Raw genomic sequence first — 16741 nt, 5'->3', positions numbered from 1 at the left:
CGAACGCAACCGGTTTGCTTGACGATCATAGAGACGTTGAACCACCTGATCCCATCCCGAACTCAGAAGTGAAAAGCGTCATCGCCAATGGTAGTGTGGCATTCGCCATGTGAGAGTAGGTCGTCGTCAAGTTTCAATTAGAAAGCCCTGATGGCTCACGCCGTCAGGGTTTTTTTTCGTCTGTAGATCGGGATTTAAGCTGACTATAGGACATAGGGACATAGGGACATAGGGACATAGGGACATCTTGGGGCAGGATGTGGTGCCGTCCCATAAAGTGTGTTTTCTTCCGATAACTTTACTTTTTTTATCCGTTAATTAAACTGGTGGGGTTTATAGGAACGTTTTGTGCCGGTGGGTCTTTAGGTCATAAAACATCCAGCGTAGGCACAGCTGTCGACCTATATTTCAGGTTTATTTTGGTAGGGGGGTAGGTTTATGCGAGAAACAAATCATAAAAAAACCCCTAATGTTTTATAGTATTAGGGGCTTACATAACGGCTTATTCTACAAGGTAATCCATCACTCAGGTAGGTTTGCTTTTAGCCATTTAATGGCTTCTTGATAAGGTTCTGGTAATTGAGCATCAAGCTTTGTTAAGGCTTTATTTAACTTAGTCGTGTCGCCAGAACACATATTGATATGCCCAACTTTTCTACCGGGTCTAACCGATTTTTTGTACCAATATAGCTCTATTCCTTCGGTTGATAGCCAGTCATAGTTAACCGGTACTCCGATTAAATTGACCATTAGGCTTAAATTTTTGACCTCGGCTGGCGCTAAAGGTAAACCTGCAACGGCTCTAATGTGATTTTCAAACTGATTCACACTTGCTCCTGCTTGCGTCCAATGACCACTATTATGAACTCTTGGAGCGAGCTCATTGATTAGTAAATCATCGCCTAGACGGAAACATTCCATTGCCATAACGCCAACATAATCTAATGCTTCCATTAGTTTGCTTAGCATAGCTTCTGCTTTAGATTGTAGGTGATTCAACCTGTGAAGTGGTGCAATCGATGCGTATAAAATACCATTAATATGGAGGTTTAATGTAAGTGGGTAAAAATAGCTCTCGCCATTTTTACCGCGAACACCAACAAGAGAGACTTCTTCATCAAAGTTGATGGCTTGCTCTGCGATAGCATGGCCTTTCCAATCCTCAGGGATTTCTGTTGCTTCATCCTGTTTCAGCCAAAACTGCCCTTTACCATCATAGCCACCGCGTCGGCGTTTTAACAAAACCCGTTCACCAAGTGTGCTATAGCAATGTTCACTGCTTGAATCTTGTTTGATTGGGAACCAGGGTGCCGTCGCCAAATTTAGCCGGTCTAACCACTGTTTTTGAGTTAGGCGGTCTGCAAGCTGCGGAAAGGTGTTCAAGTTAACGAAATTCTTATGTGTGGCCAATTGCTCTGTGGCTTTGGTTGTGGGCCACTCTTCTCTTTCTGCTGTCACAATATCATTGGACGCTAAGTTAAGTATCTCGTCAGATTCTATATCAACAGGACGTACATTAAGGCCTAGAGGGGTGGCGGCTTGTTTTAGCATTGCGCCTAGTTGACCAGCACCAAGAACCCAAATAGTTGACATTTAAACCTCCCTTGGATCTGGTTGTGATAATACTGTTTCTGTTTGTTGCTGACGAAAGTTGTCAATTCTTTGAGCCAGCTCAGCGTCTTCATTTGCTAATATTTGACAAGCCAAAAGTCCTGCGTTAAATGCTCCAGCGGTACCAATAGCTAATGTGCCAACAGCAACCCCTTTCGGCATTTGGGCTATGGATAATAAACTGTCCATTCCATTTAAGGCTTTACTCTGCACTGGTACACCTAATACAGGCAAACGAGTGTGTGCAGCGACCATTCCTGGAAGGTGCGCTGCGCCGCCAGCGCCACCAATAATAACTTTAAAGCCACGATTTACTGCTTGTTCAGAAAACTCAGCAAGCTTTACCGGAGTACGGTGAGCAGAAACAACCTCTACATGATATGGAACTTTTAACAAATCCATGATTTCTGCGGCCGATTCCATAGTAGCCCAATCGCTTTTTGAACCCATAATGAGGGCAACTTTTGCTTGCACAGTTATACTCCTGTCAGTCAATGAGTGAATACTTTGTAAAAAGGAACTTAATAAAGAGTTAATGTACGCTGATTAAGCTCAGTTTAGGTAATAATGTAAATGATGCTAAATAATCGCGTTAATATAGCGGATTATCGCTCTCGGGGCGAGTTAAACGAGGTTTTCGTGCAGAGTTTAAGGAAAAAAGCGACTAATTAAAGTCGCTCTTTTAGGTAGGCGTCGTAGTCAGGGATTAAGCGTTCATAAGATTCATTGAACAATGTCGATGAAATCAAAAAATTGGCAGAAGAGACACTGCATGCAATGGGAATATTCCATACGGCGGCTACCCTTAATAAGGCTTTAATATCTGGATCGTGAGGCATGGGTTCAAAAGGGTCCCAAAAGAAGATTAAAACATCCACTTTCCCTTCCGCTATAAGACCTCCCAGCTGTTGATCTCCACCAAGAGGTCCGCTAATCAATGCTTTTATTGGTACATCAAGGTGTTTATGCAAAAGATTCCCAGTGGTTCCTGTGGCCATCAAGTCGTGTTTAATCAGTTGATCTTTATGTTTCTTAGCCCATTGGGTGAGCTCAGACTTCATATTATCATGTGCAACCAACGCGATTCGTTTTCTAGCTGGGGAGGTAATGAGTTTCTTTTGCATATAGCTTTCCTATGTACGTAAGAGGGTTAGTGAACGTCGCCGATACGAACAATTTTCATTGCATTCGTAGAGCCAAGGCTTACTAAATGGTCACCTTTGGTTAAAATAACCAAATCACCATCCTTCACGACTCCTAATGCTTTAACTGCATCGACTAAACCTTGATTCAAACTGTCTTTATCGAACTCTTTAGAAGAGAAAGAAACGGGCGTAACACCACGATAAAGAGCCGTTCTATTTAGCGTTTCTTGATTCGGCGATAGAGCAAAAATAGGTAAGCCAGAGCTAATACGTGACATGAGTAGAGGTGTTGTACCAGATTCAGTTAAACTGATAATGGCTTTCACACCCTCAAGATGATTGGCTGCATACATAGCTGACATGGCGATGGTTTCATCAATATTGGTGAAAGTAACATCAATGCGGTGCTTTGAACGATTGATGGCTGGTTGTTTTTCTGCACCTTTACACACTCGCACCATAGTGTGAATAACTTCTTCAGGGTAATCTCCAGCCGCTGTTTCTGCGGATAGCATTACCGCATCGGTGCCATCTAGAACAGCATTGGCCACATCAAACACTTCTGCACGAGTTGGCATAGCGCTTGTAATCATGGTTTCCATCATTTGAGTGGCTGTGATTACTGGGCGGTTTAATTGGCGACAACGTTTAATCATGTGCTTTTGGACACCAATCAATTCAGCATCTCCAATTTCGACTCCAAGGTCGCCACGGGCAACCATCACAGCATCTGATGCAATGATAATTGCATCGAGAGTCGCGTTATCAGCAACCGCTTCTGCACGTTCAACTTTTGATACTATGCCTGCTTTAAGTCCTGCGGCACGTGCTAATGTGCGAGCTTCTTCAATATCTTCGGCAGAACGAGGAAAAGAGACGGCAAGATAGTCCGCGTTTAATGCGGCGGCTGTCAAAATGTCCGCTTTGTCTTTATCTGTTAATGCGGCGGCTGATAAACCACCGCCTTGGCGGTTAATGCCTTTGTTATTAGATAAAGGGCCACCCACAATGACTTTTGTGATGACTTCCATACCTTTTACTTCTAGTACTTCTAGTACAACACGTCCGTCATCCAGTAAAAGAATGTTACCTGGTTCTGAATCGGCTGCAAGCTGAGGGTAATCGATGCCTACTCGTGTTGCATCGCCTGCGTTTTTATCAAAGCCTACATCCAGAATAAACGTGTCACCGTCTTTTAATTGTACTTTGGTGTCTTTAAAACGAGCAATACGAATTTTCGGACCCTGTAGATCGCCTAGAATCGCTACATGTTTGCCATTTTTTGCCGCCATTTCACGGACAACATTTGCACGGTTAATGTGGTCTTCTGGTTGACCATGTGAAAAGTTTAAGCGAAAGACATTAGCACCAGCTAAAATTAATTTTTCAATCATTTCAGGAGAGCTGGACGCTGGACCAAGTGTGGCAACAATTTTTGTTCTGCGATTCATGATATATACCAGTCGTTTTAAAGAATAATGAAATACAAGATGTTAAAAATAATTAAGGCTGCAAGAGCAGCCTTAAAGAAGAATGGTTATTTTGCATTCATTAATGCAATTGTATTGTCTAACATACGGTTAGAAAATCCCCATTCGTTATCATACCAAGACATAACTTTTACCAACTTACCCTGAACGCGAGTTTGAGTGGCATCAAAATTTGATGTATAGGTACTGTGATTAAAGTCACTGGATACCAACGGGTCTTTGTTTACACATAAAACTTGAGCTAAAACGGGGTCTTTAGCAATGGCGTCTTCAATGATCTGGTTGACTTCTTCCGCCGTCGTTTCACGTGGCGCTAAGAAAGAAAGGTCAACGAGTGACACATTGATTGTTGGAACGCGCACGGCCATACCATCAAATTTTCCTGCTAGCTCAGGAACAACTAAGCCAACGGCGGCGGCGGCACCTGTTTGAGTTGGTATCATATTCATCGCGGCTGCACGAGCACGATAAAGGTCCGTATGATACACATCAGATAGACGTTGGTCATTTGTGTAGGCATGGATAGTTGTCATTAAGCCGCTTTCAATGCCTAACGCATCGTTTAATGGCTTGGCGATAGGGGCTAAACAGTTTGTTGTGCATGAAGCGTTAGAAATAACCGTCATGTCGGAAGTCAGTACATTTTGGTTTACACCGTATACGACAGTTGCATCAACTTGTTTACCTGGAGCTGAAATAATGACTTTTTTCGCTCCTGCCGTAATGTGCGCGCTGGCGGTGTCTTTTGTCGTAAAGAAGCCGGTGCACTCATAAACGACATCTACATTTAATTCTTCCCATGGTAATTTTGCTGGGTCGCGCTCAGAAAGGATGGTGATCTTATCTTCATTAATATAAAGGGCATCGGCATCAAAATTGACATCTGCATTGAAGCGGCCATGGACCGTATCGTATTTTGTTAAATGGGCATTGATTTTCGCATCACCTAAGTCATTGATCGCAACAACTTGGATTTGTTCTCTTTTGCCTGACTCGTATAGCGCTCTTAGAACGTTACGACCAATTCGTCCATAACCATTTATCGCTACTTTAATAGTCATATCTACCTCTTTAAATTTGGTGAAATTGTAAAATTAATTTTGTTGATTAACATGTCATTCACAAACTAAGTCAATAATGATGTAAAAATACTACATAAAGAGTGCTCTAATCAATACGTATTCCCTGTTCAGGAATGCGCATTGATCAGTACAAGCACTTTTTTTAGTTTGTACCTGATTTTGTTCTCTCATAATACATGAAAAAGAGATTCTTAGGAGGAAGGAGGTGAAGAATTAATGATAAAAAGTTTAAGTATGTAGTTTTATTACATATTTTTGTGGTTTATTTCTTGTTTTGGGTCGTTTTTTACCTAAATGTGTTGTAATATTACATAAGTTATCGGCTTGCTAGCCTTAAATTGCTTCCCTGGAGTCATCGATGAACCCTACGGTTATAAGTGTTACAAAAAAGATTGTTGAGCGTAGTACGTCTTTACGAGCTCAATATTTGACAGACATGGAAAAAGCACAGCAACAAGGCCCTCACCGTGGTGCATTATCATGTGGTAATTTGGCCCATGGTTTTGCCGCTTGCAGCCCAAAAGATAAGCAAAAGTTAACCTTATTGGATGAAGCTAATATTGGCATCATCTCTTCGTACAACGACATGTTATCAGCCCACCAGCCATACGAGTCTTATCCAGATAAAATTCGACAAGCGGTTCATGCTGTTGGGTCTATTGCTCAATTTGCTGGTGGCGTACCGGCTATGTGTGATGGTGTTACTCAAGGTCAAGATGGCATGGAGCTGAGCTTATTTAGCCGTGATAACATCGCTCAAGGGGCGGCTATAGCGTTGTCCCATAATATGTTTGACGCGGCTATTTTTTTAGGTATCTGCGATAAAATTGTACCTGGATTATTGATTGCGGCTCTGAGATTCGGCCATTTACCAAGCTTGTTTATTCCATCCGGTCCTATGCATTCCGGGATCAGTAATGCTCAAAAAGCTGCCGTTAGGCAGAGATATGCGCAAGGTCAAGCATCAAGAGATGAATTGTTAGAAGCGGAATCTTCTTCCTACCACAGTGCAGGCACTTGTACGTTTTATGGAACAGCAAACTCAAATCAATTATTGGTTGAGTTGATGGGACTGCAATTACCAGGGTCTTCATTTGTTAACCCTGACAGTCCGTTAAGAGAAGCGTTAACTGAATACGCGGCACAATTATCCACAAAAATTACGGCAATTGGCCCCAATTACAGACCTTTATACAAGATTGTTGATGAGAAAACGATTGTGAACGCCATAGTTGGCTTGCTTGCTACTGGTGGCTCAACAAATCACACCATGCATATTGTTGCTTTTGCTAGAGCGGCTGGCATCATCGTGACGTGGGATGATTTTTCGGAGTTAAGCAAGGTTGTTCCTTCTTTAACCAAGATGTACCCAAATGGTCAAGCTGATATTAATCATTTCCATGCGGCTGGAGGAATGGGGTTCCTTGTAAAGCAGTTATTAAAAGGCGGTTTAGTTCATGAAGATGTGAATACTATCCTTGGTAAAGGGCTGCAGCATTATGTAAAAGAGCCTTTCTTAGAAAATGATAAGTTGGTTTGGAAGGATGGTACAGATAAAAGCTTAGATCTTGATGTTGTGAGGCCTATTGAGCGCCCTTTTAGTCCAGAAGGCGGTCTGTCATTATTGCAAGGAAATTTAGGACGCGCGGTAATAAAAGTGTCTGCTGTTAAACCTGAGCATCGCGTTATTGAAGCTCCAGCTGTTGTATTCCATGATCAAAATTCACTGGCTACGGCTATCTCTGATGGTTCTTTGAAGAAAGACTGCGTTGCGGTTGTACGTTTTCAAGGGCCGAAAGCATTGGGTATGCCTGAATTGCATAAATTGACCCCTTATTTAGGTAACCTTCAAGATCAAGGCTATAAAGTGGCTCTAGTAACCGATGGTCGTATGTCAGGCGCTTCCGGTAAAGTCCCTGCGGCAATTCATCTTACGCCTGAGGCGGTTGATGGCGGCTTAATCGCTAAAATACAAGACGGAGATATTGTGCGTGTTGATTCTGTTACTGGAGAATTGGCGCTGCTTGTGTCGGCAGAAGAGTTGGCCGCGAGAGTGTCTGCTGTTTATGATACGACGCAATCGTATCAAGGTATGGGGCGAGAGTTATTTGGTGCCCAACGTAAATTAGTGAGTGGTGCAGAGCAAGGCGCATGCAGTCTATTTGAATAACCTTTTCCTCTGATGACTGATCTAAGTGAGTTTGCTTATATCAGTTCGGGTGTTTGGGGAGCTTATGCTCCCCTTTTTTTATGTGTTATTTTTCATCTTTTGGTAAACGAGTATCTTGGACACTTGATTTCAATTTTTTCAGGTGCGCATTAAATTCAGGTCCACGCTTAAGAAGTACGCCAGTTGCCAGAGCATCGATAAGTGTCAAATAGACAATACGAGAGCTCATGGGAGTGTAAATATCGGTGTCTTCTGTCTCTTCGATAGGGAGTACAATTGAGCAGTGCTCGGTAAGCGGTGAATTTGGATTGGTTAACCCTATGACGGTTGCGCCTGCTTCTCGAGCTACTCGTGCGGTTTCAATAAGGGGAAGTGTTCTGCCTGTATAGGAGATAACCACCACCGCATCACCAGGATGTGTTCCAGCGGCCGCCATTCTTTGCACTAATATATCTGTGTATGCGACAACGGGCATGTTCAATCTAAAAAATTTGTGGTGGGCGTCTTGTGCCACTGGGCCAGATGCGCCCAAACCATAAAACTCTATTCGTCTTGCTTGGGCTAAAACATCAACCGCTCGACTGATTAGCGCTTCAGGTAAAAGTAACTGTGCTCTGGTTAAGTCGTTCTTTGCCGCTTCGAAAATTTTATGTGTAACAGCGCCTGGGGCATCATCAGGCTCCACATTCAAATTCACATAGGGTGTTCCTGTCGCAAGGCTTTGAGCTAACGCAACTTTGAAATCAGGAAAACCGCTGCCAATTAAACTCCGACAAAATCGGTTTACCGTTGGCTCACTTACCTCGGCTTTAGCGGCGAGTTTGGCAATACTTGAATGAATCGCTGATTTAGGGTCCGCTAAAATGGCTTCCGCCACTTTTTTCTCGGATTTACTGAGTGTATTCAGGTTTTCTTGGATCTTTCGAATTATATCGTCGTGTTTAATCATGGTTGGTCTTCAAGTCTGTTTATTGACTAATAAATGGCTGTTATCATTTTACAGTAGCATTCATTTCTGGCAATAAAAGGATTACAAATGAAGGAAATATTCAACAATTTAACTCCAATTTCCCATTTACTGCCACCTCTTTCTCAATTAACTGTCGAAAAGATTGAAGGAGGCTTTTCAAATAAAACCTTTCTTCTAAAGCATAACAAGGTCGCTAAGTTCATTATTAGGCTCCCTGATTTGGATAAGGACTGTTTTTTAATTAATCGAGAAGATGAAAGAGCCATATTACCTCTCGTCACTGAGTTAGGGCTCTCACCGCCTGTTCTACTGCTAAAAGAAGATGGCTATATGGTGAGCTGTTTTGTAAAACAGACGACTTTTGCATGGGACATAGTGCATACAAATAGCGACATTAAAAGAATAGCTGAAATACTGAAGTCTATTCATCGCCTAGAAAAAGCAAAAAAAGCCTATACATTAAATGTTGTTATAAAACATTATATTGAACAAATATACCATCACCCTGATGTGGATCCATTATTTCAAAAACAATGCGACTTATTAGATCGAATAGCCGTATTTTTAAGCTCAAAAATCCCGGAAAACAAAAAGTGTCTATGCCATAATGATTTAAACCCTCAGAACTGTCTTGCTGACCCTTCTAAGTTTTGGGTTATTGATTGGGAGTACGTTGGATTGGGAGACCCTTTGTTTGACTTAGCGGTAATAAAGTCGTCCCATAATTTAACTCGAGAGCAAACTGTATTTTTGCTTAATCACTATGATTCTAGCTTACCTGTAGAACAAACATTGAATACGCTAGAGTATTATCATGCCTTGTATTTAATTCGAGAAATGACGTGGATGCTATTAAAGTACTTTATTGCCAATGATGGCTCTGAAGACATTCTTTTTTATTACAATTGTTCAAAAGTATTGCATGAAAAGTTAATTTTTTTAGACGTGAGTATGTGTGATGAGTTCGATATCTTTGCCAGATGATTGGCAACAACCGTTAAGTCACCTCATTGACTTTGATGAATTTACCGCTCTGTTTGATTTTTTAATCGCTCGAAAACAAGAAGGTGCGGTTATTTATCCCAAAGAAGAAGACGTATTCTCAGCGTTTCGATTCACGAAGTTTGATAATGTGAAAGTGGTGATTCTAGGGCAGGATCCTTACCATGGAGAAAACCAAGCGCATGGGTTGTCTTTTTCTGTACCTCCAGCGGTTAAGGTACCTCCATCGTTAGTTAACATATATAAAGAGTTAGCAAGTGATTTAGGTATTCAGACGGTTAGCCATGGTTGTTTAATACCTTGGGCACAACAAGGTGTGCTGCTTTTAAACAGTGTGATGACGGTTGAAGCGGGCTGTCCTAACTCCCATAAAGGCAAAGGTTGGGAGAAATTTACTGATGCAGTGATAGCGCTGATTAATTCAGAGCATGAGCATGTTGTTTTTCTATTATGGGGAGCGTATGCGCAAAAGAAGGGTAAAAAGATAGATCGTAATAAACATTGTGTTCTTGAGTCTGTTCATCCATCACCGCTTTCGGTTTATCGAGGTTTTTTTGGTTGTCAGCATTTCTCTAAGGTAAACAATTATTTAATCGATAATGGCAAAAACCCCATTAACTGGCAGCTAGGGGAGGAAGCATAGGACACGTCGTGTTTAATTTACATGTCACTATGCTTTGGTGTGTTTTACTCTACTGAATAAGGAAGTGAATGTAATCTGAGTTCAATGCCGTTTACATTTAGTGGAGTATCCGTATCATTGATATTGATAACCGCCAATAGAATACTCTTGTTGTTAATCCTATTTACCTCAAGTATGTCTCCAACTTCCTTTTTACTTTCATTGAGTAGGCTCGTACTGGTTAAGTCAATCGGTTGCTCTAGTGAAGCAAGATAGAGCCTTTTTTTGGTTTTCCCTCGATAATGGACTCTGGCTACAATTTCTTGCCCGGTATAGCAGCCTTTTTTAAAGCTAATTCCATTGGTGAACTGCATGTTAAGCATGTTTGGTAAGAATTTTTCACTGTCTTTTGAGGTGATAAGGGGTTCCGCAAACAAACTCAATAAGGCCTGTGCTTGGCTGAGAGGGAGGTCTTTATGCATTTCATTATTTAGCGTTTTTATTGGACGTAGTTCAATGCCATGTGTCATTGGGGCTGTGTGCAGTTGAACGTAAATACCATCGTCTTTTATTACACAAGGCTTGTGCACTTGTGGAGTGGGATGCAAAAGAGATGAGTCGACATCAAAGAGACTATGAATAGTGAATTGAGCCGTTACGTCTGTAATGGACGTTTTAAAAAAAACAGCAAATTTTTTTAAATGAAGTTGGGTTTTTTCGACTAAATCCTGGCTCAGTACCATAAAAATACAGTCTGCATAATGGATTAAGTAAAAGCTGCTAACGACTTGGCCTTTAATGTTACATATTGCGCCTAATAGGGCATTCTCTGGTGTCAGATTTGTTAGGTCGCAAGTGGTTTGACCTTGTAAAAACTTACTTGAATCAACGCCCTCAAACTGAAGAACACCTAGATCTCTTCGTTGTGATAGACAAGGGAAGACGAATTCATCTTTGAGTGAGGTGAATAGATCGTTCATAGAGGTACATTTAACCTTATTGAATTAATGTGCGAATACGTTCGCTTAATACACAGTTGTTGGCGTCAAATTATAATAATTCAATATCTCACCCTCATGAATTTATCAAGTAATGGCAATATCATTATAAAGTGAGAAATAATCTAACCGTTTTGATGAAAAGTTTGCTGTAAAGAATGCAAAGGATATAATGTGGCCATTATTTTTTCTGAGGTGATGTGATGAATGAAGTCGAAAAGTCCATGGAATTTAATCGTTTGAAATGGCATTGCCGCCGCGGAATGCTAGAGCTTGACCTACTACTGGAACCTTTCATGGACGAGGTGTTTGAAACTCTAGACGAGGAAGAAAAACGTTGCTTTCGAAAACTAATAGAATGTGAGGATCAAGACATATTTATTTGGTTTATGCAAAAAGAGGTGCCAAATGATCCGGATCTAGCGCGTATTGTAAAATTGATCGTTGAGCGAGTACAGCCTGAAAACTATCACTCTTAGACCTTCTTTTGGTGTCTTGATAACAACACTTTTACCTCTAATAGGTGTGTTGTTATACGGCAGTACATTGATGCTCTCGGATCATATTTTTTGGTTCTTAAGCGGTGTTTGCTTGTTTCTCTGCCTGCTCTATATAAAGTATTGGTGGGGGGCTTCGCCGATAACTATCTTATTAAATGGTGACCAAGCGTATTGTGTGAAGTCGCCAGCACCTATCTTTTTTAGAGGAAAACGAGTCTCTCGGCAAGGCTCTAAGGGCACAGCTACCAAATACCCTCTTTACTTCGAGCAGTATGGCAATCTTTGTTTATACGCCTATTATGAATCCACAGCGAAAAACGTCTTCATTCAGACATTGATTGGTACGATTAATAGGTTAATAAAGAAACCTATTCAGCCTAATAAACGTACTCGATTTCTGATTCCGCGCGATGCCTTGTCTTTTGCTCAATATCGAACACTTCAATCTTTTGCTGCAAGGCAAGTAAGATTAACCGCGAACAAAAGTAAGCGTTAATGATGTGCTTTATTTTCAGGCGTTAAAATGGTTGGTCTCGCTTCGGGCTTTGTCTCTGGATAATCCAAGGTGAAATGCAAACCTCGACTTTCCTGACGGTCCATCGCAGATCGAATAATGAGGTCGGCGACATTAGCTAAATTTCGTAATTCAATGAGATCACTACTGATTTTATAGTTACTGTAAAACTCGTCAATCTCAGAGAGTAATAAATCCACGCGGTGTTTTGCTCTTAAAAGCCGATTATTGGTTCGTACAATACCTACGTAGTCCCACATGAATTGTCGAAGTTCTTGCCAGTTGTGGGCAATCACCACGTCCTCATCTGAGTCTTTTACCTGGCTATCGTCCCAAGCTGGAATGGCGAATTGGGGTTTAGGTAGAACAGGATGAGATAGCATGTGTTGCGCCGCTGATCGAGCATAGACAATGCATTCTAATAATGAGTTGCTTGCTAAGCGATTCGCACCGTGAAGACCTGTGTAAGACGTTTCTCCAATAGCGTAGAGGTGTTTAAGGTCGGTATGTCCAAATTGATTAACCATCACTCCACCGCAGGTGTAATGGGCGGCTGGAACAACGGGAATTGGCTCTTTTGTCATGTCATAGCCAAACCGCACACATTGCTCGTAAATAGTCGGGAAATGGGTTTTTATAAAGGCACTGCCCTTATGAGAAATATCGAGCAAAACATGATCAACGCCAAGGCGCTTCATTTCATGATCAATTGCTCGGGCCACAATGTCTCTTGGTGCAAGCTCTTCTCTTGAGTCAAATTTGTGCATAAATGCACTGCCATCAGGTAAACGTAATTTCCCCCCTTCGCCACGAACGGCTTCTGACACCAAAAAGGTTTTTGCTTTGGCATCGTATAAACAAGTCGGATGAAACTGATTAAATTCCAAATTCGCCACACGACAACCTGCTCGCCACGCCATAGCAATACCGTCTCCTGATGCGGTATCTGGGTTGCTTGTATAAAGATAGACTTTACTTGCGCCTCCTGTCGCTAAGGCAATTCTTCCTGCACTGAAGACATTTACTTCGTCTGTTGCCAAGTTAAGCGCATAGACACCTAATGCTCGATTTTCTCCTTTTATCTTCAGCTTTTCTGTCGTGATAATATCTATCGCCACCTGGTCTGGGAAAAAATCTATGTTTGGGTGCTGTGTTGCATTGTGTATCAAGGTAGACGAAATGGCTTGGCCTGTCGCATCGGCCGCATGAATGATCCGTCTATGGCTATGACCACCTTCTTTGGTTAAATGATAGGAATTGCCTTCATCTGATCGAGTGAAGGGAACCCCTTGGTCAATTAACCAATCGATGCTTTCTTTGGAGTGCTCTACAGTAAAGCGAATGGACTCGGGGTCACCTAAGTGGGCTCCAGCTGTGATCGTATCTTCGATGTGCGATTCAATCGTATCTTTATTCGATAAAACGGCCGCCACCCCTCCTTGAGCGTATAAAGTCGAGCCTTCTCGAATATCACCTTTTGTCAACATGGCAACTTTATGTGTTTTGGCAAGTTCCAGTGCAAGCGTAAGTCCTGCTGCACCGGCACCAATAATTAAAATATCATAGTGATATTGCTGGCTCATATTATTGTTCTGATTCATCATGAAAAGATTAATGTTACTATTGTTGTATGTGATTAGTGAATACTTTATCTGATTGAATGGCTTCCAATGTTAGCAAGAGGCGTCTTTAAAAGCATTTTGACTAATGTAATTTACACCTAACAATAGAATCAAGTACAACAAAGTCTGAACTAGTTTGTTTTTTCAATGTCTATCTTCTTATTACACAATTAATGAAGGGTAAACATTGTTGTTATCAAAACGAGGTTGTTATGCCGCAAGGTTCGCCTTCTGATCAAGAATTGGTTGAAAGAGTTCAAAAAGGGGATAAGCGAGCATTTGATCTATTGGTAGTGAAGTATCAATACAAGGTCTGTGGCCTCCTTAGCCGTTATGTTAATGATCAACATGAAATTATGGATGTGGCACAAGAAAGCTTTATTAAGGCATACCGTGCTATTCATTCCTTTAGAGGTGAAAGTGCTTTTTATACCTGGCTGTACCGCATCGCTGTTAATACGGCAAAGAATCACTTAATAAGTCGTTCTCGTCGGCCCTCAGGCAATGATGTTGAATTAGATAACGATGACTCGTTTGCTTTATATGAGCCGCTTGCTGATGTGGCGTCTCCAGATGCCACTCTAAATCGAAATCGATTAGAGGCGGCTATTTACAGTGTTATTAAGACGTTACCTGAAGAGTTGAAATCGGCCATTACCTTAAGGGAGTTTGACGGGATGAGTTATGAAGACATTTCTCATGTCATGGACTGTCCCGTTGGTACCGTTCGGTCACGCATATTTCGAGCAAGAGAGGCGATTGAGCAACATATTCGTCCATATTTGGACGGAGGAGAATAATTATGAAGACATCAAACGAAACGTTGAGAGATGAAAAATTGTCGCTATGCTTATCTGATTTTATCGATGACACCCTGTCATCAGAAGATTTGGATTACCTATTAGAACAAGACTCCAAAGATTGGGAGTCAAAATTAAATGCTTATGCTCTGGCAAAGTCGGTTATGGAAAATACGGCGCCAACTACTGACGTTGCGTCCTTTGATATTCTTAGTGGTGTACGAGAAGGTATCAAGGGTATGGTTCCTGATGATGCCGAGAGTCAGACAAAAGAATCTGCTTTTGTAAAAGCGAATGAGACGATTGTACCTTTCCAAAAGCAAAAGGGAACGGATAATACCTCATTAGATGCTCCAGCCAATACATCTTTGGCAAAAAGTAACGTGATTACTTTTAAGTCGTTTGCCATGGCGGCCAGTGTGGTTTTTGTCGCGGTCTTAGCTGGGCAGCTGTTTCTTGGTCAAGAACCGAGTGACTATACAGCGTCATCGACTGTCGCACACCTTGATCAAAACAGCTCTCTCTTAGAATCGCCCCAAGACATAAAGACCTTGAGCTTGGATGTGCATAATGAGCGTCTTCAAAGCTATTTAAGGCAGCATACTGAGCAGGCGACAATGACAATTGGGCAAGGCATGATTCCAATGGCGCGTGTCGTCAGTTTTTCGGCAGAGGATGAGCAATAGGTGATTAACTTGAGAAAAGTCATAGTTAGCTTATTGATAACCGTTGCGTTCAATTTAGCTTCTGCTTCTTCGGAGAGCGACACGAGTCTCGCCAAGCTAACATCTATGGTGCAGTCTTTTTCGTCACTGAGTTATCAGGGGGTTTTTGTGCGGTCACAAGGTGTTGCAATGAATAGCATGAAAATACGTCATGGTCTTATTGATGGTGTCGAATATGAAAGCTTAATCGATCTTGATGGCGATAAAATAGAGGTGATTCGAATTGACGACAGTGTGATTTGTGTCTATCCAGATATTTCTTTTGCAAATACAGCCGCTCCTGTGAGTGCGCCATTGAAGCAATTCAAAGAACTAAATGGAGATCGTTTATTAGAAGGCTATAGGTTTAAACTGTCGAAAAAAATTGAACTCATTGCCGGTAGAAAAGCGCAGAAACTGACGCTGCTTCCAAAAGACAGTTATCGTTTTGGGCACGCTTTTTGGTTGGATATGGAAAATAGCTTTTTGCTCAAACACGATACATTAGATGCCGAAGGTAAGGTGCTCGATCGAGTTCAGTTTACGGATATTTCCTTTAACCCAACGTTAAAAAAATCTGATTTTTTGCCAAGACTGGGTACTTACTCACGTCATGTGGTTTCTGTAACGCCAAAAATGACGGATAACAAATGGCATTTTACATGGTTGCCTGATGGTTTTGCTCCTGTATGGCGTGATGCTCGACTGTTGAATGACCGTACGGCCATGTTATTACTTTCTGATGGTATGACATCAATTTCAGTTTTTGTTGAACCAACAGACACCATTAAACCGTATTCTGTAATGGAGATGGGAGCAACTACCGTTGGCGAGATGTCACGTTCTTTATTAACGGATATCCTTAGATTAACAATAGTGGGTGAAGTTCCTGAAAAAACGGTTGAAAAAATGTTGATGTCTTTTGCCCCAAGGACAATGCAATGATTGAAGAAAATGGCCGCGTCTTATCCATACGTAATGGTTTTGCTGAAATTGAGACCATTCGAACCAGTAGCTGTACCGCATGCCGTGCTCGTCATGGTTGTGGGCATCATGCGGTAGCGCAAATGTCTTCGTCTAATAGGATGAAGATGAATGCCATCTGCGATGTGGATGTGGCTGTTGATCAAGAAGTGGTTGTTGGTATACCCGAAGATACTTTATTGAAAGCATCAATTTGGATGTATTTTATTCCCTTAGTAGGGTTAATTGGCGGTGCCACATTGCCAAGCTTAATCAGCAGCGACCCTGTGTTACCCGTGATGGGGGCACTATTGGGGTTTTCAGGTGGTTTCTTTTTTGCCAGAAGTAAAGCCGAAAAGGAATCAACTAACCCAGATTTTATGCCGAGAGTATTGCGTGTAAAGACAGTGGAAAGATCGCAAATTTCCATTTACCAACACCCTTGATCTTTTTCGCTTTGGTATTATAAATCGTGCATAGGCTACGTAAGTCGTCACCGTATTCAATTATTGAGTACGGTGACGACTTAGATTATTTTACTATTTCAG

The 16741-nt window shown here is 41.6% G+C and carries 17 protein-coding genes and 1 rRNA gene; 10 read left to right on the top strand and 8 right to left on the bottom strand.

From position 1 onward, the window contains the following. Positions 1 to 17: 17 nt before the first annotated feature. Positions 18 to 132 (top strand): 5S ribosomal RNA (rrf, locus tag IEZ33_RS17460). Positions 133 to 522: 390 nt separating this feature from the next. Here rrf and purK read toward each other — a convergent pair. The 5 genes from purK to gap form a co-directional block, all read right to left on the bottom strand. After that, positions 523 to 1593, bottom strand: a complete 1071-nt coding sequence (gene purK / locus IEZ33_RS17455) for a 5-(carboxyamino)imidazole ribonucleotide synthase (RefSeq protein WP_191601282.1) — start codon at positions 1591 to 1593, stop codon at positions 523 to 525. Then, positions 1594 to 2085, bottom strand: coding sequence for a 5-(carboxyamino)imidazole ribonucleotide mutase (purE, locus tag IEZ33_RS17450; RefSeq protein WP_191601281.1), 492 nt, complete (start codon positions 2083 to 2085; stop codon positions 1594 to 1596). A gap of 194 nt (positions 2086 to 2279) precedes the next feature. Next, positions 2280 to 2735, bottom strand: coding sequence for a methylglyoxal synthase (locus tag IEZ33_RS17445; RefSeq protein WP_191601280.1), 456 nt, complete (start codon positions 2733 to 2735; stop codon positions 2280 to 2282). 26 nt (positions 2736 to 2761) lie between these two features. Beyond that, positions 2762 to 4207 (bottom strand): pyruvate kinase, encoded by a 1446-nt coding sequence (gene pyk, locus IEZ33_RS17440; RefSeq protein WP_191601279.1) that lies wholly within the window; start codon positions 4205 to 4207, stop codon positions 2762 to 2764. Between the two features lie 86 nt (positions 4208 to 4293). Continuing rightward, positions 4294 to 5307: a type I glyceraldehyde-3-phosphate dehydrogenase gene (gene gap / locus IEZ33_RS17435; RefSeq protein WP_191601278.1), complete on the bottom strand. Its 1014-nt coding sequence runs from the start codon at positions 5305 to 5307 to the stop codon at positions 4294 to 4296. Between the two features lie 379 nt (positions 5308 to 5686). On the opposite strand from gap, the gene edd reads away from it, so the two are divergent. Further along, positions 5687 to 7498 carry a phosphogluconate dehydratase gene (edd, locus tag IEZ33_RS17430; RefSeq protein WP_191601277.1) on the top strand — a complete coding sequence of 604 codons (1812 nt, stop codon included), beginning with the start codon at positions 5687 to 5689 and terminating at the stop codon, positions 7496 to 7498. A gap of 85 nt (positions 7499 to 7583) precedes the next feature. Here the strand turns inward: edd and hexR are convergent, their stop codons facing one another. Then, a complete protein-coding gene (gene hexR, locus IEZ33_RS17425) occupies positions 7584 to 8447 on the bottom strand; it encodes a transcriptional regulator HexR (protein ID WP_191601276.1) in 864 nt (287 codons plus the stop codon). An 87-nt stretch (positions 8448 to 8534) separates the two neighbouring features. On the opposite strand from hexR, the gene IEZ33_RS17420 reads away from it, so the two are divergent. After that, a complete protein-coding gene (locus tag IEZ33_RS17420; RefSeq protein ID WP_191601275.1) occupies positions 8535 to 9452 on the top strand; it encodes a choline kinase family protein in 918 nt (305 codons plus the stop codon). After that, a complete protein-coding gene (gene ung, locus IEZ33_RS17415) occupies positions 9427 to 10113 on the top strand; it encodes a uracil-DNA glycosylase (protein ID WP_191601274.1) in 687 nt (228 codons plus the stop codon). The genes IEZ33_RS17420 and ung overlap by 26 nt, the downstream gene beginning before the upstream one ends. Positions 10114 to 10157: 44 nt before the next feature. Here the strand turns inward: ung and ygfZ are convergent, their stop codons facing one another. Continuing rightward, positions 10158 to 11072 carry a CAF17-like 4Fe-4S cluster assembly/insertion protein YgfZ gene (gene ygfZ / locus IEZ33_RS17410; RefSeq protein ID WP_191601273.1) on the bottom strand — a complete coding sequence of 305 codons (915 nt, stop codon included), beginning with the start codon at positions 11070 to 11072 and terminating at the stop codon, positions 10158 to 10160. A gap of 221 nt (positions 11073 to 11293) precedes the next feature. Here ygfZ and IEZ33_RS17405 point away from each other — a divergent pair, with 221 nt between their 5' ends. Together IEZ33_RS17405 and IEZ33_RS17400 are read left to right on the top strand one after the other, a co-directional pair. After that, entirely contained in the window at positions 11294 to 11569 is a 276-nt protein-coding gene (locus tag IEZ33_RS17405; protein ID WP_191601272.1) for an FAD assembly factor SdhE, read from the top strand. Between the two features lie 196 nt (positions 11570 to 11765). After that, positions 11766 to 12086 carry a hypothetical protein gene (locus IEZ33_RS17400; RefSeq protein ID WP_191601271.1) on the top strand — a complete coding sequence of 107 codons (321 nt, stop codon included), beginning with the start codon at positions 11766 to 11768 and terminating at the stop codon, positions 12084 to 12086. On the opposite strand, the gene nadB is transcribed toward IEZ33_RS17400, so the two are convergent. Then, complete coding sequence (gene nadB / locus IEZ33_RS17395; RefSeq protein WP_191601270.1) at positions 12083 to 13687, bottom strand: L-aspartate oxidase; 1605 nt, start codon at positions 13685 to 13687, stop codon at positions 12083 to 12085. The two genes, IEZ33_RS17400 and nadB, sit on opposite strands and share 4 nt — an antisense overlap. Before the next feature lie 251 nt (positions 13688 to 13938). On the opposite strand from nadB, the gene rpoE reads away from it, so the two are divergent. The 4 genes from rpoE to IEZ33_RS17375 are packed head-to-tail and all read left to right on the top strand — an operon-like array spanning position 13939 to position 16639. After that, positions 13939 to 14526, top strand: coding sequence for an RNA polymerase sigma factor RpoE (gene rpoE / locus IEZ33_RS17390; RefSeq protein ID WP_191601269.1), 588 nt, complete (start codon positions 13939 to 13941; stop codon positions 14524 to 14526). A gap of 2 nt (positions 14527 to 14528) precedes the next feature. Then, positions 14529 to 15212: a hypothetical protein gene (locus IEZ33_RS17385; RefSeq protein ID WP_191601268.1), complete on the top strand. Its 684-nt coding sequence runs from the start codon at positions 14529 to 14531 to the stop codon at positions 15210 to 15212. A gap of 9 nt (positions 15213 to 15221) precedes the next feature. Then, positions 15222 to 16175: a MucB/RseB C-terminal domain-containing protein gene (locus tag IEZ33_RS17380; protein ID WP_240009569.1), complete on the top strand. Its 954-nt coding sequence runs from the start codon at positions 15222 to 15224 to the stop codon at positions 16173 to 16175. Next, on the top strand, positions 16172 to 16639 hold the full coding sequence (locus tag IEZ33_RS17375; protein ID WP_191601267.1) for a SoxR reducing system RseC family protein: 468 nt from the start codon (positions 16172 to 16174) through the stop codon (positions 16637 to 16639). The genes IEZ33_RS17380 and IEZ33_RS17375 overlap by 4 nt, the downstream gene beginning before the upstream one ends. Positions 16640 to 16741 lie beyond the last annotated feature (102 nt).

Origin of the sequence: Marinomonas algicola (genome assembly GCF_014805825.1) — a bacterium.
Lineage (GTDB): Bacteria > Pseudomonadota > Gammaproteobacteria > Pseudomonadales > Marinomonadaceae > Marinomonas > Marinomonas algicola.
Note: the sequence above shows the minus strand (reverse complement) of the source record. Positions and strands in the feature narration are given on the sequence as shown.